We start from the raw sequence: 23,023 nt of genomic DNA, 5'->3' as shown, positions 1-23,023 counted from the left end.
GCCATGTTCCGCAAGTTGACGCTCAGCCTCGTTGCCATCCTGGTGGTGCTGCTCCGGGCGGACACCGCGTCCGCCATTGATCAAGCGGCCTGCTGCCTGCCCACCACGTCCCGTCTGGACGCGCTGATGAACCCGCCCAAGGGCAGCGACGAGAAGTTCTTCTCGCGCCCGGGGGGGCCTCCCAACATCCTCTTCGTCATCGACACGTCCAGCTCGATGCACTCGTGGCCGAAGACCTGGCCTGGCACCAGGGGCTGCTCGGACTCGTTCCTCAACGGGTTGGGGTACACCCACTCCGAGCAGTACCCCCGGCTGTGGACGGGCCTCAGCACCCAGTCCGACAACTGGTTCGCCAACGCCAGGTACTACGAGGCCCCGACCAAGGGGTACGGCGTCATCTTCGGCAACGCCCCGCAGAACACCAACACCTGGACGGACGTGAGCAGCGCGTGCTCGTCCATCTCGGGCATCAACGGCACGGACCAGAGCACGTGCCGCAGCTGCCTGGATACCCGGGGCTACTACATCCACGACAGCAGCACCCGGCGGGTGAAGGGCAACTTCCTCAACTTCTACGCGCCGCGTGACTCGGGTGCCGTGAAGGTGCTGGCGGACGTCATCCGCGACCTGCGCGAGGTGCGCTTCGGCGTGATGGGCTTCCAGACCCGCGCCGCCAGGACGTGCTGGGGCCCCAAGGAGGGCACCAGCAACCAGTGCCTCTGCATCCAGCAGCCCATGGGCCCCACCTGCGCCAAGTCCTATCCGTTGGACAGCAGCTCGGTGGAGAACAACCGCAACTCGGTCCTCAACGACCTGACCAACGTCAACACCAACAACAACAACGGCCTGGGTTGGGACGGCTGCAACACCCCGCTCGCCGACGCGCTCTACGCGGCCGGTTTCTACTTCCAGTCCAAGGGCTCGCCCACGCCCTACGCCACCTACCTGGGTGGCACTCCCCCGTCGAGCAGCAACTACTCCGCGACGGATGGGGTGTGCTTCGAGTGCGGCTTCAACGCCGTCATCATGCTGACGGATGGCGAGCCCTCCTCGGAGGGCAAGGTGGTCAAGATGCCGGCCGCCATCGCCAATGACACGACGACGCCCTGCGAGGGCTGCTCCACCAGCAACCTGCACAAGGTGGCGCGGATGCTGTGGGACAAGGATCTGCGCTTCGACATGAATGGCCAGCAGCGCGTGGCCACCTACACCATCGGCTTCTCCGAGGACGTGGAGGACAGCAAGCTGCTGCAGGAGACGGCGCGGTGGGGCGGCGGCAAGTTCTTCCCGGCCCGCAGCACCAGCGAGCTCAAGCGCGTCATGCTCGCCATCCTGGATGACATCAACACGCGCAACACCGCCTTCTCCTCCGCGGCCGTCAACACCCTGCAGACGCAGAGCGTGTCGGCCACGGCCATCATCCCGCGCATGATGCCGGCCAAGAACGGCGCCTGGACGGGCAAGCTCTACCGCTTCGAGCAGTTCAACGAGTTCGTCGAGGACATGGACAAGAACGGTGACGGGGACCGCGCCGATGTCCTGCTCGTGGACAAGGCGGGCTCGCTCGTCGCCGAGGACTCCGCGGTCGAGTACCGCAAGGTGGTGTCCACCACCGGCGGCACGCCCGTCTTCGGCGCCAAGGCCGAGGAGTTCTGGGAGGCCAACGCCAAGCTGCGGGAGATGGGCCACAAGAACCGCAAGATCTGGACGGTGACGGACAACAACGGCGGCGGCTCGAAGGACGGGCTGATGACGGAGAAGGACCAGGTGGTCGAGTTCTCCCTCGCCAACATGAGCAAGCTGCGCCAGTACCTGGCCGTGGGCGGCGCGCCCCTGTGCCCCACCGGCGTGCTCACCACCTACAAGCCGGGTCTCATCCTCGAGAAGATGAAGCTGACGGCCACGGTGGACCTCACGACGGCCGTGTCGATGATGACGAAGCAGGGGCTGGTGGGGATTCCGGCCAACCCGACGACGCAGGACGCGTATGATCTGCTGTGCGCGGCGCTCGTCATGCAGTACGTGCGCGGGCAGGATCTGTTCGACGAGGACTCCGACAACGACCGTGAGGAGACGCGCCTGTCCGTGCTGGGCGACATCTTCCACTCCTCGCCGGTGGTGGTGGATCCGCCGGTGGACAAGTTCCTGTGCGACATCGGCATCAGCAACCAGTGCGTGAGCACGCTCTTCGCCACCAAGGCTCGCACGGGCGTGGAGTCCACGGAGCTGGCCCGGTACTCGCAGGCCACCGCGTGCAACATCTCCACGCCGGTGCAGAAGGACGCCTACGACGCCTGGCACTTCGTCAACCGCAAGCGCGAGCGCCTCATCCTGGTGGGCGCCAATGACGGCATGCTGCACGCCTTCAGCGACGGCCAGGGCCAGGAGGACACCAACTGCGAGGTGACGTACCCCAGCACCTCGGCGGGCGGAGGCCAGGAGAGGTGGGCCTTCATCCCGGCGGATCTGCTGTCGCGGCTGCAGGACATGCTGCAGGGCCACGCCTACTACGTGGACGGCGACATCATGGTCCGCGACATCTGGGCGGACGACAACAACGACGGCAAGAAGCAGATGGAGGAGTACCACACGGTGGCCGTGGTGGCCGAGGGCCGGGGTGGCACGCACTACTTCGCGCTGGAGCTCCAGTGGGATGGAGCCGCCACGCTGGCCACCACCGCGAAGACGGCGCCGAGCTTCCGCTGGATGTTCCCGCAGCCGTGCACGGACGAGGCGCTGCGCTTCGGCAAGACGCTGATGAGCCTGAGCCCCAAGCCGCCGCCCATCGGTCCCGTGCTGCTGCAGTCCGCGACGGGCCTGTCGCGCCACGAGGACCCGAAGATTCTGAGCTCCGAGCGCTGGGTGGCGATGCTGTCGGGTGGCTGGTCTCCCGCCAACGAGAAGGGGCGTGGCATCTACATGGTGGACGTGTGGAACGGCACCGTGCCGGATCGCCGCGACAACCTGCTGTGGAAGTGGGAGTACTCGGAGCAGTTCAAGGACAAGACGGATGCGCGCAAGTACCTGACGTATGGCTTCGCGGCGCCCGTGGCGCTGGCGGACTACGGCTCCAACACCAAGGTGCGCTTCGACGGCTTCTTCGACACCGCGGTGGTGGGGGACCTGGGCGGCCAGCTGTGGACGCTGCGCTTCCACGAGGCGGGTGTGCGCGATGCCACCACGAAGCTCATCTCCAACTGGAGTGGTGCGCGCTCCTTCACCATGGACAGCAAGGGGGAGGGCGGAGGCGGTGAGGCGAGCATCCGCGGCCGCGCGCCCTTCTACTACCTGACGTCGCTGGCGATGCAGCCGGAGAACCGCGCCCTGCGCGCCTTCGTCGGCTCGGGCAACCGCTACCAGCTGCTGGACAATGGCGCCGGCACCTGCCGCTTTGACAACCCGCAGGCCTGCTCCAAGCTGGGGTGCGGCGACACGCTGTCCACCTACAAGATGGTGCGTGGCACGGACTATCAGCGGCTGGGCAACCAGTGGGCGGACCGCGCCTACACGTCGGCCCAATACCGGCCCTTCTCCTCGGAGTCGACGAGCACCTCCGATTTCTGCGGTGCGGTGGGTGATACGGACTTCATCACGGCCGAGTACGAGTCCCGCTACGCCAACTCCTGCCCGGCGCCCTCCGGCGGGAGCAAGGTGAACTACGAGTTCGCCCGCACCAAGGCGCTGTGCGGCCAGGACTCGGCGGGCACGTTCGACTGCCGGGTGAGTGTGCCGGGCAACACGCTGAACATGAACGACCTGGACCTGGGCTCGTCCTCCACCCCGAGCACGCTCGGCAAGAACCGCTTCTACGGCATCTGGGCCTATGGCGGCACGGCGGCGCGCATGTTCGACGAGAACTCCGCGAGCAGCTCGAAGAACAAGGCCTGGGACTACGATCAGCGGCGGCTGACCGACACCGGCACTGCCACCACCACCACGGGTGACCTGGTCAACGTGACGAACGTGGAGTGCGATGCCACGGGCAACTGCAAGTGCGCCGCGGGCAAGACGTGCCCGGCGAAGGTGCTGGCGAGCGCGGATGGCTACGGCTGGTTCTACGAGTACGACGGGCTGCCCCACAAGACGGCCAGCGGCGCGGCGGTGCTCTCCAGCTGCACCATGTGGAACTCCATGTACCCCGGCCCGTCCTCGGCCGGAGCCTGCGCCGGCTCCAACGCCAACCTGGCCCGGCTCTTCCAGGCGGACTTCGTCACGGGTGCGCCCAACTGCGCGGCGGGCTTCCTCAACGGCACCACCTTCGCGCGCTTCCAGAACCGCTCCGTGCTGGCGCCGCCTCCGGAGCCGGCCATGAGCATCCAGATCTCGAAGACGGGCCAGGTGGTCTACGGCGTCAACTTCTTCGAGCCTGGCAAGGCGCAGGCCACCGGCGTGCAGGTGTCGGGTGACCGGGACGTGCTGCAGTACATCTACGAGCTGCCGGTGTCGCAGTCGCTGCATGCCTGCCGGCACGACGCCAGTGGCGGCCAGGGCGCCTGCCTCCCCTCGGGCCTGTAGGCCGGAGCCGAGCCAGGTGTCCCACCGGGGCCCGTCCTCGCCGCGCGGCGATGGCGGGCCCCGCCGTTTGCGGGGGTGGAGGCCAGGGAGGCCAGGGAGGCCGGGCGGGCGGGCAGCTGGCAACTTCCCGTGCCGCGGGTGATGCCGTAGCCTTCGCTCCCCCATGTTCCGGCGCGGTCCGTTCGCCCTCTGCTTCCTCTTCCTCGGCTCCTGTCAGTGGACGTCTCCGTCCGCTCCGGCCGTTCCCGACGCGGGGGGTGCCCCGGTCGCCTCGGCGCCAGCGCCCGTGCCCGCGGCGGCCCCCGTGCCCGAGCCCCTTCCTCCGTGCCGCGCGAAGGGCGCCAGTCCCCTCAGCGCGGCGCTGGACTACCTCGACAGCGGCAAGTACCCGGAGGCCCTCTCGTGCGCGGCCCAGGCCTCGGCGCTGGAGCCGGACTCGGCCGCCGCCCACTCGGCGCGGGGCGAGGCGCTGGCCGCCCTCCAACGCACGGCCGAGGCCCAGGTGGCCTATGCCCGGGCCCTGGCGATCGATCCGGGCCAGCCGGACGCGCTGCTCGGCGCGGCGCACCTCTATGCCGTGCAACTGCCCTCCAACCGCGAGTACGACGAGCTGGGGGCCCTCTACGCCGAGCGCGGGCTCTCCCAGGCCGACGCGGCGCCGGAGTTGCTGCCCCGCTTCGCGCTGGTGGCCGCCATGGCGCTCAATGACCTGGGGCAGGCCGCCGAGGCCCTCCAGCGCGCCCAGCTCGTCCTGGCGCGCGAGCCGGACAACCGCGAGGCCGCCTACGAGAAGGCCCTGGCCCTCTTCGAGCTGTGCCGTTTCGCCGAGGCCCGGGCCGCCTTCGGCACGCTGCGGAATGATCCGCAGCGCGGGGCGCACGCGCACTACCACCTCGGGCTGCTGCTGGAGCGCGAGGGGAAGTGGAAGCAGGCGAAGGAGCACTTCGACAAGGCGCGGGCCCTCTCGCCGGAGGACTTCCCCGCGCCCCCCACGCCCACCGAGGCCGAGTTCCGCGAGGAGGTGGCCCGCGCGGTGGCGGCCCTGCCCGAGGACATGCGCAAGGACCTGACCGGGGTGCCGGTACGCGCCGAGGAGCTGCCCGCGGAGGAGGATCTGCTCTCCGGGGAGCCGCCCCTGTCTCCCGCCATCCTGGGCCTCTTCCGGGGCCCGCCGCTGAACGAGCCCTGTGACGGCTCGGAGACGCCCTGCCGCTCGGTGGCCCTCTACCGCCTCAACCTGGCCCGGGCGGTGCGCACCCGGGAGGAGCTGCGCGAGCAGATAAAGGTAACGCTGCTCCACGAAGTGGGGCACCTTCGGGGCGAGGACGATCAGGAACTGGCCGCTCGCGGCCTGGAGTGACACGAGACATGGCTCGCCCAACCCCCCCCACCGCCCGCGTGAGCCTCAAGGGGGCCAAGGCCCTGCGCAAGGGCCACCCCTGGCTGTACCGCACCGAGCTGTTGGAGCCGCCCCAGACGCAGGAGCGTGGCGCCGTGGTGCCGGTAGTGGACCCGCAGGGCAACCCCGTGGGCCAGGCCTTCTACGCGCAGCGCTCGCCGCTGGCGCTGCGGCTGCTCACCCGCAAGGGCCCCGCCGAGGAGAAGGTGGACGAGGCCTTCCTGCGCCACCGCCTGGAGCTGTCGCTCGCGAGGCGCGCGCCGCTGCGCCAGCGGGACGGCGTGCGCCTGGTGCACGGCGAGGCGGACCTGCTGCCCGGCCTCTTCGTGGACCGCTATGGGGCGGGCCTGTCGCTGCAGACGCTCTCCGAGGGCATGGACGTGCGCAAGGAGTGGGTGGCGCGCACGCTGGCGGAGCTCACCGGGGCCACGCACGTGGTGTGCCGGGACGATGCCTCGGGCCGTGACTTCGAGGGCCTCACGCGCGAGGTGAAGCTGCTGCACGGGCAGGGCGAGGCGCGCTTCAGCTACCACGAGGGGGAGAACCTCTTCGAGGTGGACCTGCTGGGGGACATGAAGACGGGGGCCTTCCTGGACCAGGTGGACAACCACGTGCGCGCGGGCGAGCTGGCCCGGGGCGAGGGGTTGGACCTGTTCAGCTACCACGGGGGCTTCGCGCTGGCGCTCAGCCGGAGCTGCGACTCGGTGCTGGCGGTGGAGCAGGACCCGAAGGCCTCCGAGCGGGCCCGGGCGAACGCCGCGCGCAATGGGCGCACCCACGTCACGGTGGAGAACGCCAACGCCTTCGACGTGCTGCGCCGCTTCTCCGAGTCCGGCCGCCGCTTCGACACGGTGGTGGTGGATCCTCCGGGGCTGGCCAAGCGCCGCGAGGGCCTGGCCACCGCGCTGCGCGCCTACCACGAGCTCAACCTGCGTGCCCTCAAGTGCCTGCGCCCCGAGGGCCTGCTCGTCACGTGCTCGTGCTCCGGCAAGCTGACGCGCGAGGCCTTCGAGGAGATGGTGCTCTCGGCCGCCTCGGACGCGAAGCGGCCCGTGCAGATTCTCGAGCGCCGGGGCGCGGGCCTGGACCACCCGGTACTGGGCGGCCTGCCGGAGACCGAGTACCTCAAGGCCTTCTTCGTCCGCGTGCTGCTGTAGCGCCCGGAGGGGCGTGGGTCAGATGCCCATCTCCTCGCGCAGCCGCTTCACCTGCTTGAAGTACTCGGTGCGGGGGAAGGGGACGTTGAGGATGTGGAAGTCCTTCTTGGAGAGGCCCACGCTGCCGAAGCAGTAGTTGCTGTCGGACATGTTGCGGCACAGCACCAGGTAGGCGCTGCTGGTGCAGTTCTCGCTCTGCACGCAGTAGGCGCAGTTGTGGCACTGCTTGCAGTCCACGCAGTGCGAGCAGTTGTTGCACAGCTCGCAGCGGGTGCAGTGGGTGCACTGGTAGCAGCTGTCGCAGTCCTTGCAGAACATGCAGTTGGCGCAGCGCTCACAGCCCTCGCACGCGTAGGAGCCGGGGTTGCCCGGGTCCGCCGTGTACATCTTGGCGAGCCGCTGGTACTGCTCGAGGAACTCGCGCTTGCCCATGCGCCCGACTTCCTGGCGCGCCTGGGCCTCCCGCTCGAGCACCTCCGGTACGTTCACCCGCGACCCTTTGTCCTTCACCACGGAAGCTCCTTTCTCTTGGCGGTCCGTTCCGCCGGGGCCTGGTGCAACCGCGCCAGCCCCTCGAGGTCGATGTCCTGTGCCACCCGGCGCACCTCCACCGTGCCCGGGTATCCCCGGCTGCTCACCGCCACCACGTACCGGTTGCCCACCAGCAGGCTCGCCTCGGCCAGCGTGGTGGACGCGTCGTAGCGTACGAAGCCCACCGCCTCCTTGTCCTTCCAGAAGATGGGGGCGGTGGGATCATTCGTGGCCCGCTCCCTTCCCTCGTCCGCCGCCGCCCGGATGGCCTGCCCCAGCTTCATGCCCAGGGAGGTGTCCACGATGCGCACCTTCACTTCCCGCTCCTCACCGCGGGTGAAGCTGCGTTCCACCTCGCTGACGGACACCTCTCCGTACCTGCCGGTGGAGCCCCCCTCCTGGGAGCGCTGCAGGCCCTCCAGGTGCTCCGGGAGGAAGGCCCGCAGGTCCTCGAAGTGGGCGCAGGGGAAGGCCGCCGGGGTGTTGGCGGCCGGGCTGTCCGCGTCTCCCGGTGTCTTTTTTCCACCATCCGTGCAGGCCGCGCTCGCGACGAGCGCGAGGAGAAAGAGCCGCTGGAGAAAAGAATAGTCGCGCACGGGAGAATCAAAGGGTATCCCCGGGCCGCGCGCAATGGACCTCTCGAAGCTCAACCCCCCTCAGCGCGAAGCCGTGCTCACCACCGAGGGCCCCCTCCTGGTGTTGGCGGGCGCTGGCAGCGGCAAGACTCGCGTCATCACCCACCGCATCGTCCACCTGCTCGACAAGCGGCCGGGTGGCCTGCTGGCCCGCAACATCCTGGCGGTCACCTTCACCAACAAGGCCGCCACGGAGATGAAGGAGCGGCTGGTGCACATGGCGGGCCCCCGGGCCCAGAACGTGCTGGTGTGCACCTTCCATGCCTTCGGCGCGGAGATGCTCCGCGAGGACATCTACCGGCTGGGCTGGCCCAAGAAGTTCACCATCGCGGACCAGGGCGACCAGGCCGCCATCATCAAGCGGGCCATGCGCGAGCGGCGCATCGACGACCGCACCTTCGATGCCCGCAAGGTGCTCACCCTCATCTCCAAGGCGAAGAACGCCGGCAAGACGCCCGAGCCGCTCGGGGAGGGGATGGGGGACGACTATGATCTCATCGCCCACATGGTCTACGAGGCCTACCAGCTCGCGCTCAAGGCGCAGGGCTCGGTGGACTTCGATGACTTGCTGATCCTCCCCTCGCGGCTGCTGCGCGAGCACGAGGACCTGCGGCACAAGTACACCCAGCGCTTCCGCTACATCCTGGTGGACGAGTTCCAGGACACCAACCAGGCCCAGATCGATCTGTTGACGCTGCTGGCCAGCGGCGAGACGCGCAACGTGTGCGTGGTGGGGGACGACGACCAGTGCATCTACAGCTGGCGCGGCGCCGAGGTGCGCAACATCCTGAGCTTCGACTCGTACTTCGCCGGGGCCAAGGAGGTGCGGCTGGAGCAGAACTACCGCTCCACGCAGGTGGTGCTGGACGCGGCCAACGCGGTGATCGCCAAGAACCCCGAGCGCAAGGCCAAGAAGATGTGGTCCGACCGCAAGGGCGGCGAGCGCATCAAGGTGGTGTCGGCGCCCACGGAGGAGGAGGAGGCCCGGTACGTGGCCACGGAGATCTCCCGGCTGCTGGCCGGAGGGATTCCGGCGGATGAGATCGCCATCCTCTACCGGGTCAACGGCCAGGCGCGCCCCATCGAGGAGATGCTGCGCGAGAAGGGCATCCGCTACGAGGTGGTGTCGGGCAGCGAGTTCTTCGACCGGCGCGAGGTGAAGGACGTCATCGCGTACTTCAAGCTGATCGCCAACCCGCGGGACGAGACGGCGCTGCTGCGCATCATCAACGTGCCGGCGCGGGGCATTGGCGACGTCACCATGGAGCGGCTGGTGGCGCACGCGCGGCGCGACAGCGTGACGCTCTGGGGTGCCATGGAGCGCGCCGAGCGCTACGAGGACCTGCCCAAGGGCGCCGCCGAGAAGGTGAAGGACTTCCTCCAGCTGGTGGAGCGCTACCGGCAGAGCTACGAGACCGGCAAGCTGGCCGAGGTGACGCGCAAGCTGCTGGAGGAGATCGGCTACAAGGACGACGCGAAGTCGCTCACCACCTCGCAGGCCAGCGCGGACCGGAAGCTCAAGTCCATCGACCAGGTCATCAACTCCCTGGAGTCCTTCGAGAAGCGCGAGGGCCCGAAGGCCAGCCTGCTCACCTACCTCAACCGGCTCAGCCTCGACACCCGCCAGGAAGAGGAGGAGGTGCCCGGCGCCCACAAGGCCGTCACCCTGATGACCCTCCATGCCTCCAAGGGCCTGGAGTACCGGGTGGTCTTCTTCATCGGCATGGAGGAGGAGCTGATGCCCCACAAGGGCATGCAGGGCGAGGCGCAGAACCTCGAGGAGGAGCGCCGCCTCTGCTACGTGGGGATTACCCGCGCCAAGGAGCTCCTCTACCTGACGCGCTCCGCCATGCGGGTGAAGCGGGGCAAGGAGGTGCCGCGCACCCCCTCGCGCTTCCTGGAGGACATCCCCCCGGAGCTGGTGGAGGTGATGGACCTTGACGCACCGCGCAAGGGCCCTCCGACCGAGCAGGAGAAGAACTTCTTCGCCAGCCTGAAGGAGCGCTTCAAGGCGCCGGGGACGAGCGGGGGAGTGGCCCCTGGGAGCAAACCGGCCGTGGGGCCCCCGACAACCGGGGCACCCGCGGCGACGGGAACCCCGGGTGGGGCACGGTGAACGCAGTGCGACCTTGACTTGCCCCCCGCCCCCCTCTAAGACGGTCGGCCTTTCCGGGCCGGCTTGGAAGTTTACGGGCCAGACCCGTGGTTGCTACGGCTACAGGCGCTTCAGGCGCCAACCATGCTTTTGGAGTTCAAACAATGTCGCAGAGGACCTACAGCGCGAAGCAGGCGGATATCAAGCGCGAGTGGCACATCATCGACGTGAACGGCAAGGTGCTGGGCCGCGCGGCGAGCCAGATCGCCACGCTGCTCAAGGGCAAGCACAAGCCCACGTACACCCCGTCCATCGACACGGGTGACCACGTCATCGTCATCAACGCCGACAAGGTGAAGGTGACGGGGACGAAGGAGCAGGACAAGATGTACTACCGGCACCCCCGCGCCGGTTTCCCCGGTGCGCTGAAGAGCACCAACCTGGCCAAGCTGCGCGCCCGGCACCCCGAGGACATCATCCTCAACGCCGTGCGCCGCATGCTGCCGCGCAACGCCCTGGGCCGTCAGATGATGACGAAGCTCAAGGTGTACGCCGGTGACACCCACCCGCACGCCGCGCAGAAGCCCGCGACGCGCGAGGTCGAGGCGTAAGCGCTGTCCTACCTTCCCCACTTTCCGCACCCTATTTAGAGAAGAGACGACATGGCTACCGCCACCGAGAAGGGTTTCTATGGCACCGGCCGCCGCAAGGAGGCCACCGCGCGCGTGTGGATCCGCCCGGGCACTGGTGTTGTGATTGTCAACGGCCGCGACATCAACGTGTACTTCGGCCGCGAGACGTCCAAGATGATCCTGAACCAGCCGCTGGACGTGCTGGAGCAGAAGGGCAAGATCGACATCGAGGTCAACGTGCGCGGCGGCGGTCTGAGCGGCCAGGCCGGCGCCATCCGCCACGGTCTGTCCCGTGCGCTGTGCAACTACAACCCCGAGTTCCGTCCCGCGCTGAAGAAGGCCGGGTTCCTCACGCGTGATGCTCGCGCGGTGGAGCGCAAGAAGTACGGCCAGCCGGGCGCGCGTCGCCGGTTCCAGTTCTCCAAGCGCTAATCCGTTCTCACGCGGTCTCGCTGGAGTACACGCACGGCGGGGGTTCCTTCGGGAGCCTCCGCCGTGGTGCTTTGCGGGCCAGGGCAGGCGAGCGCGGCCGCGTCCAGGCCCCCTCGTCGGCACTGTTGGGCGTGCTACCATCGGCGCATCCATGGAACTCAACGAGATCCTCCAGATTGCGCTCCGCGGCGGTGCCTCCGACATCCACCTCAAGGCGGGCCTGCCGCCCATGTTCCGTGTCGACGGCTCGCTCGTCCCGCTGAAGGACGGCAAGCGGCTGCCTCCCGAGGAGGTGGCGCGCATGGTCTTCGGCATCATGAACGAGTTCCAGAAGGAGAAGTTCAAGCAGAGCAACGAGGTGGACCTGGCCTACGGCGTGCCCGGGCTCGGCCGCTTCCGCGTCAACGTCTTCCAGCAGCGCGGCACCATCGGCGCGGTGATGCGCGTCATCCCCACCAAGGTGATGGCCATCAAGGAGCTGATGCTCCCGCCCATCCTGGAGAAGATCTGCCTGGACGAGCGCGGCCTCATCCTCGTCACCGGCACCACGGGCTCGGGTAAGTCCACCACGCTCGCGGCGATGATCGATCACATCAACGCCACCGAGACGAACCACATCATGACGATCGAGGATCCGATCGAGTTCCTCATCCGTGACAAGCGCTCCATCGTGAACCAGCGCGAGGTGGGCGTGGACACGATGTCCTTCGCCCAGGCGCTCAAGAGCGCGCTGCGGCAGGATCCGGACGTCATCCTCGTGGGCGAAATGCGTGACCACGAGACCATTGAGACGGCGCTCGCGGCGGCGGAGACGGGCCACCTGGTGATGTCCACGCTGCACACGCTGGACGCCACGGAGACCATCAACCGCATCGTCTCGGCCTTCCCGCCGTACCAGCAGAAGCAGGTGCGCATCCAGCTGGCGAGCGTGCTCAAGGCCGTGGTGAGCCAGCGTCTGATTCCGCGCGCGGACGGCAAGGGCCGCGTGGCCGCCGTGGAGGTGCTGCGCTGCACCGCCCGCGTGAAGGAGCTCATCGAGGACAAGGACCGGACGAAGGAGATTCCGGACGCCATCTCGCAGGGCTTCGACACGTACGGGATGCAGACCTTCGACCAGTCGCTGATGTCGCTGGTGAAGCAGGGGCTCGTCACCTACGAGGAGGCCCACCGGCAGGCCACCAACCCGGACGACTTCGCGCTGCGCTTCTCCGGCATCAGCGCCACCTCGGACTCGAAGTGGGACAACTTCGATGGGGGTGGCCCCAAGCCGGTGCCGGGCTCGGCGAGCTTCGGGCAGAACCAGCAGCCCGCGCCCGCCGCGACGCCGGCTCCGCGTGCGGCCCCCTCTGCCGCCGCGCCCCGTCCGGCGGGTCCGGCCTCCGTGCCCCGTCCGGGCGTGCCCGCCGCTCCCGCCGCCGCGTCCCGCCCGGGGGTTCCGGCCGTGGGGGCTCGTCCCGCGGCTGCGGCGCCCGCTCCCGCGGCTCCGAAGGCTCCCGCGGCCGACGACGACTTCCAGATCGAGCGCTTCTAGTCCCGCCGCAATCCTTGCGGCCCCAGGTGCCGTCCCCGCACCTCTTGCAGGCCCCCGGGTGAGGGCCGCGAGAGGGGCGGGAGAGGCCGTGGGTGGAACGTCGTTTGCTCTTCGTCTGGCCTGGAGCCCCGAGCCGGACGGAGAGACCGACGATGAAACCCGAGCCCCCCGTGGTGCGCAGCCAATGGTGGCACCTCCCGCTGTTCGTGGTGCTGCTGGCGCTGGGCTACCAGCTGCTGGACCACTCGGAGCGTGCCTCCCTGTCGTACACCGAGTTCCGCGAGGCCCTGACGGCGGGGAAGGTGAAGGAGGTGACGGTCTCGCCCGAGCGCGTCAGCGGCCTGCTGGCGCCCGAGCAGCCCGGAGGTGAGCCGAAGCCCTTCGCCGCCATCCGGGTGGAGGATCCGGACCTGCTGCGCGAGCTGGTGGCGCACCAGGTGAAGGTGACGGGGACGGTGCCGGGCAATCCGTGGGTCCAGGTGGGCCTCTGGGTGCTGCCGCTGGGGCTCGTGTTGCTGATGATTCGCATGCAGTCCCCGGCGGGCGGGGGGGGCGGTGGCTACCTGTCGGTGGGGCACAGCAAGGCGAAGGTGTACGTGGAGCAGTCCATCCCCGTGCGCTTCTCCGACGTGGCGGGCGTGGACGAGGCCCGGGCGGAGCTGCAGGAGGTCATCGAGTTCCTGCGCGCCCCGGAGCGGTTCACCCGGATGGGGGGCAAGATTCCCAACGGGATTCTGCTGGTGGGGCCTCCGGGCACGGGCAAGACGCTGCTGGCGAAGGCGGTGGCGGGCGAGGCCAACGTGCCGTTCTTCAGCCTGAGCGGCTCGGAGTTCGTGGAGATGTTCGTGGGCATTGGCGCCGCGCGGGTGCGCGACCTGTTCGCCCAGGCCCGGCAGAAGGCGCCGTGCATCATCTTCATCGACGAGCTGGATGCGCTGGGCAAGGTGCGCGGCTCGGGGCCCAACGCGCACGAGGAGCGCGAGCAGACGCTCAATCAGCTCCTGGTGGAGCTGGACGGGTTCGATCCGCGAGCAGGTGTCATCCTGATGGCGGCGACGAACCGGGCGGAGATTTTGGATCCGGCGCTGTTGCGCGCGGGGCGGTTCGATCGGCACGTGCTGGTGGATCGGCCGGACAGGGCGGGGCGGCTGGCCATCCTGAAGGTGCACGCGCGCAAGATGCCGCTGGAGAACGAGAAGGACCTGGAGTTCGTGGCGGCGATGACGGTGGGGGCGGTGGGCGCGGACCTGGCCAACATCCTCAACGAGGCGGTGCTGCTGGCGGTGCGCCGGCAGAAGGAGCAGGTGGGGCGCGCCGAGCTGGAGGATGCGGTGGAGCGGGTGGTGGCCGGTCCGGAGCGGCGGACCCGCGTGCTGTCCTCCGCGGAGCGCGAGCGCGTGGCCCACCACGAGATGGGGCATGCCCTGGCGGGCTCGTTGCTCGCGGCGGGGCAGTCGGTGAAGAAGATCTCGATCATCCCCCGGGGAATCGGGGCACTGGGGTACACGCTGCAGCTGCCCACCGAGGACCGCTACCTGATGACACGCAGCGAGCTGGAGTCTCGCATCGCCGTGCTGCTGGGAGGCCGGGTGGCCGAGGAGCTGATGTACGGGGAGGTGTCGACGGGAGCGCAGGATGACCTGCTGAAGGCCACGGACATCGCCCGGAGCATGGTGAAGGGATACGGCATGAGTGATTCGCTGGGTCCGGTGACGTTCGATCTGGAGCGCCGCTCGCCGCTTCACGACGCGGGCCTGCCGGAGCCACGCGGCGACTACAGCGAGGAGCTGGCGCGGCGTATCGACCAGGAGATTCGAGGCATTTTGGATTCGCAGCACGCGCGGGTGACGCGGGTGCTCAGCGAGCACATCGAGCTGCTCCGGGCGGGGGCGGCGCAGTTGCTCGCCCGGGAGGTGATGTCGGGCGAGGAACTGGCCGCGCTGGTGGCCTTAGGGGAGGAGACGACCCCCGGACCCGTGAGGGATGCCGCGTAACACTCCCCACTGTCCTCACTTTCCCCTCTCCCTCCGGGAGAGGGTCAGGGTGAGGGTATCTGTCCCCGTGTTCCAACCCGTGAGGCGCGGGTAGGGGATCCAACCCGCGTCCACCCGATACCCTCACCCCGTCCCTCTCCCGAGGGGAGAGGGGAAATGGGGGGAGATTGGGCGCACTGGGGAACGCTACGCCTCCTCGTCGCCAATCTGCGACCGCAGCCGGGAGAGCCGCTGGGTGCCGACGAGACCCTCCTTGGCCAGCAGCTGGAGGAAGTCCACGGTGGCGCGCAGTCCGGCCTCCATCTCGGCCTCGGGCTTGTCGGCGATCTCGGACTCGTAGAGCGCCTCCATGTGCTCGGGGTTGATGGGGGTGGGGCCCTCGCCCCAGGCGATGTTCACCAGGGCCCGCGAGATGTGCGCGCGCACGGTGCGCTCCGCCTCGTCCCGCGCCCCCTTCTCGAAGCTCAGGATGAGGGCATCCACCTGCTCACGGGTCAGCGCCGCCAGGGACGGCACCTCGCCGAGTGCCTCCTGGACGAACGAGCTGTCGAACGCCTCCACCTCCTCCTCGTAGCCGAAGGCCTCCTCCAGGAGGATGGCGGCGATGAAGGCATCCGTCTCGTCATCGGTGGCGCCCTCGGCCTTGAGGGACTCCCGGGCCTTCTGGGTGGCATCCTTGAGCGCGGCGTCCTCGGCGATGGCGCGGGTGGCGGCATAGGCGGCCAGGAAGACGACCGCTGCCTCGGCGTCCGAGGACAGGTGGCGCTTGCCCTTGCCTCCCATCAGCTCGTTGCGCTTGTCGGGGTGGGCGGTGGCGGTCTGGGCGAAGAGCCGCTCCTCGGGCCCGAGCGGCTCTCCGTTCTTCTCCTTCTCGAGCGTCTCACGGGCGGCTTCGGGGCTGAGATAGCGGGCAATCAGGGGGTGCATGCCGCGCCTGTTACCACATGCTAGAGAGCAGGCGATGGACTCCGACGCGGTCACCCCCGAGGAAGTCAAACGTGCGACGGACGCGTGCCTGCGGCTGTTGGCCGTGCGGGCCCGCAGCCGGCACGAGTTGCTGACGGCCCTCGAGCGCAAGGGCTTCTCCGAGCCGGTGCGCGAAGCGGCGCTGGAGCAGGTGGTGGGGTGGGGCTACCTCGATGACGAGCGCTTCGCCCGGGACCGGGCGGCGGTGCTGCTCCAGCGGGGCAGATATGGCCCCCAGGCGGTGCAGCAGCGGCTCGAGGCGCACGGGCTGAGCCGCGAGGCGGCGAGCGAGGCGGTGGCGGAGGCCCGTGGCGCGGTGGAGTTCGACGCGGAGGCCACGGCGCGCCAGGTGCTGGCGCAGCGGGGCCTGTCCGGCCGGCAACTGGGGCCCAAGGAGCATGCCCGGGCCGGCCGGCTCCTGTTCAGCCGGGGCTTCTCCGAGGACGTCATCCAGCGGGTACTCGGTGACGCGGCGCTGGAACCTTCGGGTCCGGACGATTAGCTTGCTTCCCTACCCATGCGTCTCCTTCGAGCTGCCTGCCTGACTGTCCTCCTGTGTACCGCCGCCGGTTGCGCGGCCCTCTCCTCCGGCCAGGCCGGGGATCCGGACTACGCCGCGGATGCCGCCACCAACCTCCAACTGGGCGACGAGGCCCTGGAGCGGAAGGACTTCCTCCAGGCCGAGCGGTACTACGAGCACGTCCGGACCAAGTACCCCTACCTCGAGGTGGCCAACGAGGCCGAGCTGAAGCTGGCGGACCTCGCCTACGCCCAGGAGACGTACCCGGAGGCGCGCGAGAAGTACCAGTCCTTCATCAAGCTCCACCCCACGCATCCCAAGGTGGACTACGCCGCGTACCGCTCGGCCCTCTCCCACTACGCGGACATCCCCTCGGATCTCTTCATCCTGCCTCCCTCGACGGAGAAGGATCAGACGGAGATCCGCGCGGCGCTCGTCTCGCTGAATGACTTCGTCCGCCAGTACCCCAACTCGCAGTACGTCCCCGAGGCCAGGAAGAACATCGAGGACACGCGCCGCCGGCTGGCCGAGCACGAGCTGTACGTGGCCTCCTTCTACGCCAGGCGCGAGCGCTGGAAGGCCGTGGTGCAGCGGCTGGAGGGGCTGTTGAAGAACTACCCGGGCACTTCGGTCGAGGACAAGGCCCTGTTCGATCTGCACGAGGCCTACGTGAAGCTCAACGAGCCCGAGCAGGCGAAGCAGACGCTGCAGCGGGTCATCGAGCGCCTGCCGGGGACGCCCGCAGCCGAGCGGGCCCGGAGGATGATGGGCTCGTGAGGAGCGCCGAGGACTGGAGCCGGCTGGGCGGGGTGCTCATCACCGTACTGGCCGCCGCGGCCGTGGCGGTGCTCCTGGTTCCCCGGCTCCTGGGCGTGGCCGCCGGGCCCGAGGCGGACATCATCACCGCCCTGAAGAGCACCGAGCGGGACGGGCTGTCGCTGACGCTGCCCGGGGTGGAGGAGCCGCTCCGGTCCCAGAAGCATCACTTCGCGCGCATCACCGTCAACGTGGAGCCCGGGGGCGAGCGCGCCGTGGCCTGGGCGACCCTGGACTTCGACGGTCTGCTGGGCAGCACGGCCATCAGCTCCCTGGGCGTGGAGCGGGTTCCCTTCGTCCGCCGCGAGGGGGAGTGGGTGCCGGAGACCCTGGCCGCGCCCCGGCTGGCGGCGGTGGTCCGGGCGTTGGAGTCCCGGCGCCGGGCGCTGGAGGCGGGAGACCGCCGGGCCCTGGCGGCCCTGCTCGCACCGGGCCTGGAGTCGTCCACGGGGGGAGGGGAGGCGGAGCTGGAGCGGGTGATGGAGCTCCAGAAGCGCCGCTACCGGGCGGAGACGTGGTGGCTGCGGCTGGAGCGGGACGAGGCGGTGGCCACCGAGACGTGGCGCCTGGAGGGACAGACGCCTTCACGGCCCGTGGACGAGAGGGGCCAGCGCCGGTTCTCGCTCATTCGCCACGAAGAGGAATTCTTGTTTTCGTCCGGTCTCATGTAGGCTAGGCGCCGTTCGCAGCAAGGCTCAGCCGGGTGGGACGGACGAGGCAGTGGGCGGGAGGCTGAAGGCCATGGCCACACTCATCATCGAGGTCGTAGCACCGTGAGCACTCCGAGCGGATCGCCGGCGAAGACGTACGCGCTCAAGTTCATCTCCGGCAAGTACCAGGGTGGTGAGTTCCCGCTGAAGGCGGAGAAGCAGATCGTCATCGGCCGCTCGAGCGAGCTGGACATGGTGCTCGTCGAGGACATGGTGTCGCGCAAGCACGCGCGCATCGTGGTCAACGGCGCCGGGCAGATCTCCATCGAGGACCTGGGCTCGACGAACGGCACCTTCGTCAACGGCGAGAAGGTCAAGCAGGCCACGCTCAAGGAGGGGGACCGCATCCTCATCGGCACCTCCATCCTGAAGCTGATCCTCCAGGGCGTGGGCGCGGGCGAGGTCGACGAGGTGGTGGCCAAGCAGCGCCTGGAGGAAGTGGCGGTGCAGGCGGCGCGCACCTCGACGAAGGCCTCGTCCATGACGGGGAAGATCGAGGAGATTCCGCTGCCGGACCTGCTGCAGCTCTTCCACACGTCCAAGAAGAACGGCGTGCTGGCGGTCAGCAACGATCACGAGGGGAAGATCTACCTGCGCCAGGGCCGCGTGTACTACGCGGTCATCGACGACAACCACAACCTCGGCCCGCAGAAGAGCTTCAACCGCATCGTCACCTGGGAGCAGGGTGACTTCGAGCTGCGTCCGGCCGATCCCCAGGAGTTCATGGTGGAGCTGGACTCGTCCACCGAGGCGCTGCTGATGGACGCGCTGAGGCAGCTGGACGAGTACAAGCGCATCCAGAAGGATCTGCCGTCCATGGCCACGCAGCTGTCGCTGTCCAAGCCGATGACGGCGCCGCTGCGCGAGCTGACGCCGGAGCTGCTGGACGTGCTGCAGCAGGTGCACAACTACGGCTCGCTGGGTGGGGTGCTGGACCACTCGGAGCAGGACGACGTGCAGGCGGCCGAGGCGGTGTTGCAGCTCATCAAGCGCGACTACGTGCGCGCCAGTTAAGAGGCCTACCGTGTCCGAAGAGCAGAAGCCGCGCCGGCTCACCGAGCTGGCGAATTGCGCGGGTTGAGCGGCGAAAATCCGTCCCGCGGATCTGGCGCAGGTCCTGCGCCAACTGAAGACTTCGAAGGATACGAGGGCGCTGGTGGGCTTCAACACCAACGATGACGCGGCCGTGTATCGAGTGGCGCCCGGGCTGGCGCTGGTGAGCACGGTGGACTTCTTCCCGCCGGTGGTGGACGACCCGTTCCAGTTCGGGGCCATCGCCGCGGCGAACGCGCTGTCGGACATCTACGCCATGGGGGCCAGACCCCTGTTCGCGCTCAACCTGGTGGGCTTCCCGAAGGACAGGCCCATGGAGGAGCTGTCGCGGATTCTCGCGGGCGGCCAGGCGAAGGCGGACGAGGCGGGCATCCCCATCCTGGGCGGGCACTCCATCCAGGACCCCGAGCCGAAGTATGGGCTGGCGGTGACGGGCCAGGTGCACCCGAAGAAGGTGCTGACGAACGCCGGGGCGAAGCCGGGCGACGTGCTGATGCTGACCAAGCCCCTGGGCTCGGGCATCGCGACCACGGCCATCAAGCGCGGCGTGGCGTCCAAGGAGCTGACGAAGCGCGTGGTGGCGCTGATGTCGGAGCTCAACAAGAAGTCGGGTGAGGTCTTCGCCTCGGGTCGGTTCAAGGTGAACGCCCTCACGGACGTGACGGGCTACGGCCTGCTGGGGCACCTGCTGGAGATGATGACGGGGGCCAAGGCGAAGGCCTTCCTGGACCTGGAGCGCATCCCCATCCTCTCGGAGGTGCCGGCGCTGGCGCAGCAGGGTGTGGTGCCGGGCGGGACGAAGTCCAACCTCGCCCACGTGGGCAAGAAGGTGCGCTTCCCCAAGGGTCTGCCCGAGGACATCCAGTGGGTGCTCGCCGACGCGCAGACGAACGGCGGCCTGCTGGCCTCGGTGCCCGCGAAGGACGTGCCCAAGGCCTACCGGGCGCTGGAGAAGGCCGGTGTGGACGTGGCCCTCATCGGCGAGGTGGGCGAGGGCCGCCCCGGCATCGAAGTCGTCGGCTGAAGGCCGTACCGCCGGCCGCTGGCGCTCCACCGGGCGCGCCTCTACGATCGGCTCCGGCCATGACACTCCGCCTCCCCCCCCTCGTCGGCGTGCTCGTCCTGCTGTGCCTGCCTTCCTCCTCCCGTGCGGCCGAGCGCCCCGCGCGCATCGTGGTGGACCCGGGCCACGGTGGAGACCAGGAGGGGGCCACCAGCCCCACGGGCCTGCTCGAGAAGGACGTGTCGCTCCAGGTGGCGAAGCGGGTGAGGGATCATCTGGAGGAGATCGGCGCGCAGGTGCTGATGACGCGGGAGGAGGACCAGTCGCTGCCCCTGCCCGAGCGGGTGGAGTTCGCCAACAAGCAGCGGCCGGACCTCTTCGTGTCCATCCACTGCAACGCGATGCCCACCCGGCGCACGCGCGCGCGCGTCCAGGGCATCGAGACGTACTTCCTCTCGGCCAGCGCCTCCAACGCCACGGCCCGGGCGGCCGCGGACCGTGAGAACGCCGAGGCCCCGGCGTCGCGGGGCGGACGGGGTGACTCCACGCTGGCCTTCATCCTCCATGACCTCGCGCGCACCGAGGCGCACCAGGACTCCTCGCGCCTGGCGTACGCCATCCACCAGAAGCTCATCTCGGCCACGGGGGGGGCGGACCGGGGGGTGCTGCAGGCGCCCTTCTACGTGCTCAACGGTGTCGAGGCCCCGGCCGTCCTCGTGGAGATTGGCTACATCTCGCACCCGGACGAGGGGAGCCGGCTGGCCCGCGCCGAGTACCAGGAGCGGCTCGCCACCGCCATCACCGAGGGCGTGAAGGCCTTCCTGGCCGAGGTGCGCCGGCGCGATTCGCCCAAGCCCGCGAAGGTGGCGGCTCCCGCGACTCCCTGACAGAGGAGCGCACTCGCGACGGACAGCGGGGTGGCTCGTCTGCTAGAGAGGCGCCCCATTTCCCTTGCCGAGGAGCCTTCCCATGCGGTCCTTCAACCGTGGGGCGCTGGACATGCGCCCCGTTACCCTCACCCCTGGTATCACCCGTCACGCCGAGGGCTCCACCCAGGTGGAGTTCGGCGATACCCGCGTGCTCGTCACCTGCTCGGTGGAGGAGAAGGTGCCGCCCCACCTGATGGGCAAGGGCTCCGGCTGGGTGACGGCCGAGTACGGCATGCTCCCGCGCTCCACGCACACCCGCACGCAGCGTGAGGCCGCCAAGGGCAAGCAGACCGGGCGCACGCTGGAGATTCAGCGGCTCATCGGCCGCTCCATGCGCGCCGCGGTGGACCTGCCGGGCCTGGGCGTGCGCACCTTCACCCTGGACTGTGACGTCCTCCAGGCCGATGGCGGCACCCGCACGGCCTCCATCACCGGCGCCTACGTGGCCCTGGTGCTCGCGATGCGCAAGCTGCACAAGGCCGGAGTGATGCCGCGCATGCCCAAGCTCACCCCCATCGCCGCGGTGTCCGTGGGCGTGGTGAAGGGCGAGGTGCGGGTGGACCTCGACTACGACGAGGACTCCACCGCCGACGTGGACCTGAACCTGGTGGCCACCGGCGACGGCCGCATCGTCGAGGTGCAGGGCACCGCCGAGCACCAGCTCTTCGACCGCAAGACGATGGACGCCATGCTGGACGCGGGCCTGGCCGCCATCCGCCAGCTCACCGAGGCCCAGCAGAAGGTGCTCGGCGCATGAAGCCCCGGCTGCTCTTCGCCACGGGCAACCAGGGCAAGCTGCGCGAGCTGCGCGGCCTCGTGGGGGACGCCGTGGAGGTGGTCTCCCTCAAGGACCTGCCGCCCATCCCCGAGCCCGAGGAGACCGGCGCCACCTTCGAGGAGAACGCCGAGCTCAAGGCCCGCGCCTACTCCGCGGCCAGCGGCCTGCCGGCGCTGGCGGACGACTCGGGGCTGTGCGTGGACGCACTGGGAGGCCGTCCCGGCGTGCACTCCGCGCGTTATGCCGAGGGCGACGACAAGGCGCGCTACCAGAAGCTGCTCGCCGAGCTGTCGGGCGTGCCGGACGACCAGCGCACCGCTGCCTTCGTGTGCGCGCTCTGCCTGGTGCAGCCGGGGGGAGGGCCCGCCGTCTTCGAGCTGGGCCGCTGCGAGGGCCGCATCGGTCACGAGCCCCGGGGCTCCCACGGCTTCGGCTACGATCCGGTCTTCCTCCTGCCGGGCGGCAAGACGATGGCGGAGCTGACGGCCGAGGAGAAGGCGGCCCTCTCGCACCGGGGTGTCGCCTTCCAGAGGATGCTGCCGCATCTCCGGGCGATGGTGGGCGGGCAGCCTGTTGGGGGGTGAGCAGGCGTCAGGTACGTTTGCCTTGCGCGTCCGTTCCGGATGGTTCAACAATGTTGAACTTCATCGGGGCGTAGCGCAGCCTGGTAGCGCACCTGCCTTGGGCGCAGGGGGTCGGAGGTTCAAATCCTCTCGCCCCGATACAGCGGTACCGCGGTAACGGAGTGGATTGCGTGCCAGTAGCTCAGCTGGATAGAGCATCGGCCTTCTAAGCCGAGGGTCGTGGGTTCGAGTCCCGCCTGGCGCGAGCTTTCAAGGGGCTGGAATCGTTGGGGAGTCTCCCCGCTGGTTCCAGCCCCTTCTTGTTGTCGCGCGGGCCCTTGCAGCATGGATGCCGCATGTTGATGGTCACCAGGAAGCGCTGATTCCTGTTCATGGGACGCCGGGCGTCAGCGCACTATCACGCCCGGCAATGTGACATTCCCGCAGGGGGCCAAACCGTGGGAGCCTGTGAAGCAAGGCCGCAAGCACCGTGTCGTTTCGCCCTTCAGCCCCGGTGCCGCTCGGCCACGCGGTAGAGCCAGGTGAGGGAGCAGTCCAGGAGCGACTGCCGCGAGCGCATGTAGTTGCGGGCCCGGACGAAGGGAAGCCACACGCGGTTGCCCACGAGGACCTGGGCCTCCTCGAGCTTCTGGCGCGGAATCCACCGGCCGCCCAGGTTGCGCACCAGCACCTCCCCCAGGTACGCGCCAATGGCGGGCACCGCGTGCTCGTCGATGGCTTCGCGCAGGCGGCTCTTCGGGAAT

Annotated in this window: 19 protein-coding genes, 2 tRNA genes and 1 pseudogene; 18 read left to right on the top strand and 4 right to left on the bottom strand. The window is 69.2% G+C overall.

All coding sequences use genetic code 11. The features are described from left to right. Positions 1 to 3 precede the first annotated feature (3 nt). From AC16DP_RS26540 to AC16DP_RS26530, 3 genes are all read left to right on the top strand, one after another. Positions 4 to 4,515 (top strand): PilC/PilY family type IV pilus protein, encoded by a 4,512-nt coding sequence (locus tag AC16DP_RS26540; protein ID WP_329734027.1) that lies wholly within the window; start codon positions 4 to 6, stop codon positions 4,513 to 4,515. Between the two features lie 163 nt (positions 4,516 to 4,678). Then, the gene (locus AC16DP_RS26535) at positions 4,679 to 5,875 is read left to right on the top strand and encodes a metallopeptidase family protein (protein ID WP_329734026.1); all 1,197 of its coding nucleotides are present in this window, start codon (positions 4,679 to 4,681) and stop codon (positions 5,873 to 5,875) included. An 8-nt stretch (positions 5,876 to 5,883) separates the two neighbouring features. Continuing rightward, the gene (locus AC16DP_RS26530) at positions 5,884 to 7,071 is read left to right on the top strand and encodes a class I SAM-dependent rRNA methyltransferase (protein ID WP_329734025.1); all 1,188 of its coding nucleotides are present in this window, start codon (positions 5,884 to 5,886) and stop codon (positions 7,069 to 7,071) included. 18 nt (positions 7,072 to 7,089) lie between these two features. Here AC16DP_RS26530 and AC16DP_RS26525 read toward each other — a convergent pair whose 3' ends face one another. Beyond that, positions 7,090 to 7,584 carry a caib/baif family protein gene (locus AC16DP_RS26525; protein ID WP_483956883.1) on the bottom strand — a complete coding sequence of 165 codons (495 nt, stop codon included), beginning with the start codon at positions 7,582 to 7,584 and terminating at the stop codon, positions 7,090 to 7,092. Beyond that, entirely contained in the window at positions 7,578 to 8,198 is a 621-nt protein-coding gene (locus AC16DP_RS26520; protein WP_329734023.1) for a hypothetical protein, read from the bottom strand. Before AC16DP_RS26520 ends, AC16DP_RS26525 begins: the two co-directional genes overlap by 7 nt. Positions 8,199 to 8,232: 34 nt before the next feature. Here AC16DP_RS26520 and AC16DP_RS26515 point away from each other — a divergent pair, with 34 nt between their 5' ends. The 5 genes from AC16DP_RS26515 to ftsH all read left to right on the top strand — a co-directional run bounded on the left by AC16DP_RS26515 (position 8,233) and on the right by ftsH (position 14,921). Further along, positions 8,233 to 10,353 carry an ATP-dependent helicase gene (locus tag AC16DP_RS26515; protein ID WP_483956882.1) on the top strand — a complete coding sequence of 707 codons (2,121 nt, stop codon included), beginning with the start codon at positions 8,233 to 8,235 and terminating at the stop codon, positions 10,351 to 10,353. 143 nt (positions 10,354 to 10,496) lie between these two features. Further along, positions 10,497 to 10,943, top strand: coding sequence for a 50S ribosomal protein L13 (gene rplM, locus AC16DP_RS26510; RefSeq protein WP_329734021.1), 447 nt, complete (start codon positions 10,497 to 10,499; stop codon positions 10,941 to 10,943). A 51-nt stretch (positions 10,944 to 10,994) separates the two neighbouring features. Continuing rightward, on the top strand, positions 10,995 to 11,396 hold the full coding sequence (gene rpsI / locus AC16DP_RS26505; RefSeq protein ID WP_047856232.1) for a 30S ribosomal protein S9: 402 nt from the start codon (positions 10,995 to 10,997) through the stop codon (positions 11,394 to 11,396). A 151-nt stretch (positions 11,397 to 11,547) separates the two neighbouring features. Beyond that, a complete protein-coding gene (locus AC16DP_RS26500) occupies positions 11,548 to 12,927 on the top strand; it encodes a type IV pilus twitching motility protein PilT (RefSeq protein WP_329734020.1) in 1,380 nt (459 codons plus the stop codon). Between the two features lie 152 nt (positions 12,928 to 13,079). Further along, positions 13,080 to 14,921, top strand: coding sequence for an ATP-dependent zinc metalloprotease FtsH (gene ftsH / locus AC16DP_RS26495; protein ID WP_329734019.1), 1,842 nt, complete (start codon positions 13,080 to 13,082; stop codon positions 14,919 to 14,921). A 186-nt stretch (positions 14,922 to 15,107) separates the two neighbouring features. Here the strand turns inward: ftsH and AC16DP_RS26490 are convergent, their stop codons facing one another. Continuing rightward, positions 15,108 to 15,848, bottom strand: coding sequence for a hypothetical protein (locus AC16DP_RS26490; protein WP_329734018.1), 741 nt, complete (start codon positions 15,846 to 15,848; stop codon positions 15,108 to 15,110). 34 nt (positions 15,849 to 15,882) lie between these two features. Between AC16DP_RS26490 and AC16DP_RS26485 the strand changes: the two genes are divergently transcribed. The 10 genes from AC16DP_RS26485 to AC16DP_RS26440 all read left to right on the top strand — a co-directional run bounded on the left by AC16DP_RS26485 (position 15,883) and on the right by AC16DP_RS26440 (position 22,524). Beyond that, entirely contained in the window at positions 15,883 to 16,389 is a 507-nt protein-coding gene (locus AC16DP_RS26485; RefSeq protein WP_329734017.1) for a regulatory protein RecX, read from the top strand. Positions 16,390 to 16,404: 15 nt separating this feature from the next. Further along, entirely contained in the window at positions 16,405 to 17,184 is a 780-nt protein-coding gene (locus AC16DP_RS26480) for an outer membrane protein assembly factor BamD (RefSeq protein WP_329734016.1), read from the top strand. Continuing rightward, positions 17,181 to 17,894, top strand: a complete 714-nt coding sequence (locus AC16DP_RS26475) for a hypothetical protein (RefSeq protein WP_329734015.1) — start codon at positions 17,181 to 17,183, stop codon at positions 17,892 to 17,894. The genes AC16DP_RS26480 and AC16DP_RS26475 overlap by 4 nt, the downstream gene beginning before the upstream one ends. A gap of 102 nt (positions 17,895 to 17,996) precedes the next feature. Then, complete coding sequence (locus tag AC16DP_RS26470; protein WP_329734014.1) at positions 17,997 to 18,947, top strand: DUF4388 domain-containing protein; 951 nt, start codon at positions 17,997 to 17,999, stop codon at positions 18,945 to 18,947. A gap of 10 nt (positions 18,948 to 18,957) precedes the next feature. Continuing rightward, on the top strand, positions 18,958 to 20,010 hold the full coding sequence (gene selD, locus AC16DP_RS26465; protein WP_329734013.1) for a selenide, water dikinase SelD: 1,053 nt from the start codon (positions 18,958 to 18,960) through the stop codon (positions 20,008 to 20,010). 59 nt (positions 20,011 to 20,069) lie between these two features. Further along, a complete protein-coding gene (locus AC16DP_RS26460) occupies positions 20,070 to 20,876 on the top strand; it encodes an N-acetylmuramoyl-L-alanine amidase family protein (protein ID WP_329734012.1) in 807 nt (268 codons plus the stop codon). Between the two features lie 82 nt (positions 20,877 to 20,958). Then, positions 20,959 to 21,675 (top strand): ribonuclease PH, encoded by a 717-nt coding sequence (gene rph, locus AC16DP_RS26455; RefSeq protein ID WP_329734011.1) that lies wholly within the window; start codon positions 20,959 to 20,961, stop codon positions 21,673 to 21,675. Then, positions 21,672 to 22,280, top strand: coding sequence for an RdgB/HAM1 family non-canonical purine NTP pyrophosphatase (rdgB, locus tag AC16DP_RS26450; protein WP_329734010.1), 609 nt, complete (start codon positions 21,672 to 21,674; stop codon positions 22,278 to 22,280). Before rph ends, rdgB begins: the two co-directional genes overlap by 4 nt. A 64-nt stretch (positions 22,281 to 22,344) precedes the next feature. Then, positions 22,345 to 22,418: transfer RNA gene (locus tag AC16DP_RS26445), tRNA-Pro, on the top strand. 32 nt (positions 22,419 to 22,450) lie between these two features. Beyond that, a tRNA-Arg gene (locus AC16DP_RS26440) sits at positions 22,451 to 22,524 on the top strand. Between the two features lie 240 nt (positions 22,525 to 22,764). Here the strand turns inward: AC16DP_RS26440 and AC16DP_RS26435 are convergent. After that, positions 22,765 to 23,023: pseudogene (locus AC16DP_RS26435) on the bottom strand (hypothetical protein); the annotation flags it as partial.

The sequence above is a fragment of the Archangium sp. genome (assembly GCF_057119385.1).
This window is presented reverse-complemented; position numbering and strand designations above follow the sequence as displayed.

What these genes read in the sequence shown, in the direction of transcription:
- AC16DP_RS26530 (WP_329734025.1), top strand. Translation starts at nt 5,884, where the DNA reads ATGGCTCGCCCAACCCCCCCCACCGCCCGCGTGAGCCTCAAGGGGGCC.
- rdgB (WP_329734010.1), top strand. Translation starts at nt 21,672, where the DNA reads ATGAAGCCCCGGCTGCTCTTCGCCACGGGCAACCAGGGCAAGCTGCGC.
- AC16DP_RS26480 (WP_329734016.1), top strand. Translation starts at nt 16,405, where the DNA reads ATGCGTCTCCTTCGAGCTGCCTGCCTGACTGTCCTCCTGTGTACCGCC.
- rpsI (WP_047856232.1), top strand. Translation starts at nt 10,995, where the DNA reads ATGGCTACCGCCACCGAGAAGGGTTTCTATGGCACCGGCCGCCGCAAG.
- rph (WP_329734011.1), top strand. Translation starts at nt 20,959, where the DNA reads ATGCGGTCCTTCAACCGTGGGGCGCTGGACATGCGCCCCGTTACCCTC.
- AC16DP_RS26485 (WP_329734017.1), top strand. Translation starts at nt 15,883, where the DNA reads ATGGACTCCGACGCGGTCACCCCCGAGGAAGTCAAACGTGCGACGGAC.
- AC16DP_RS26540 (WP_329734027.1), top strand. Translation starts at nt 4, where the DNA reads ATGTTCCGCAAGTTGACGCTCAGCCTCGTTGCCATCCTGGTGGTGCTG.
- AC16DP_RS26500 (WP_329734020.1), top strand. Translation starts at nt 11,548, where the DNA reads ATGGAACTCAACGAGATCCTCCAGATTGCGCTCCGCGGCGGTGCCTCC.
- AC16DP_RS26515 (WP_483956882.1), top strand. Translation starts at nt 8,233, where the DNA reads ATGGACCTCTCGAAGCTCAACCCCCCTCAGCGCGAAGCCGTGCTCACC.
- AC16DP_RS26490 (WP_329734018.1), bottom strand. Translation starts at nt 15,848, where the DNA reads ATGCACCCCCTGATTGCCCGCTATCTCAGCCCCGAAGCCGCCCGTGAG.
- ftsH (WP_329734019.1), top strand. Translation starts at nt 13,080, where the DNA reads ATGAAACCCGAGCCCCCCGTGGTGCGCAGCCAATGGTGGCACCTCCCG.
- AC16DP_RS26535 (WP_329734026.1), top strand. Translation starts at nt 4,679, where the DNA reads ATGTTCCGGCGCGGTCCGTTCGCCCTCTGCTTCCTCTTCCTCGGCTCC.
- AC16DP_RS26460 (WP_329734012.1), top strand. Translation starts at nt 20,070, where the DNA reads ATGACACTCCGCCTCCCCCCCCTCGTCGGCGTGCTCGTCCTGCTGTGC.
- rplM (WP_329734021.1), top strand. Translation starts at nt 10,497, where the DNA reads ATGTCGCAGAGGACCTACAGCGCGAAGCAGGCGGATATCAAGCGCGAG.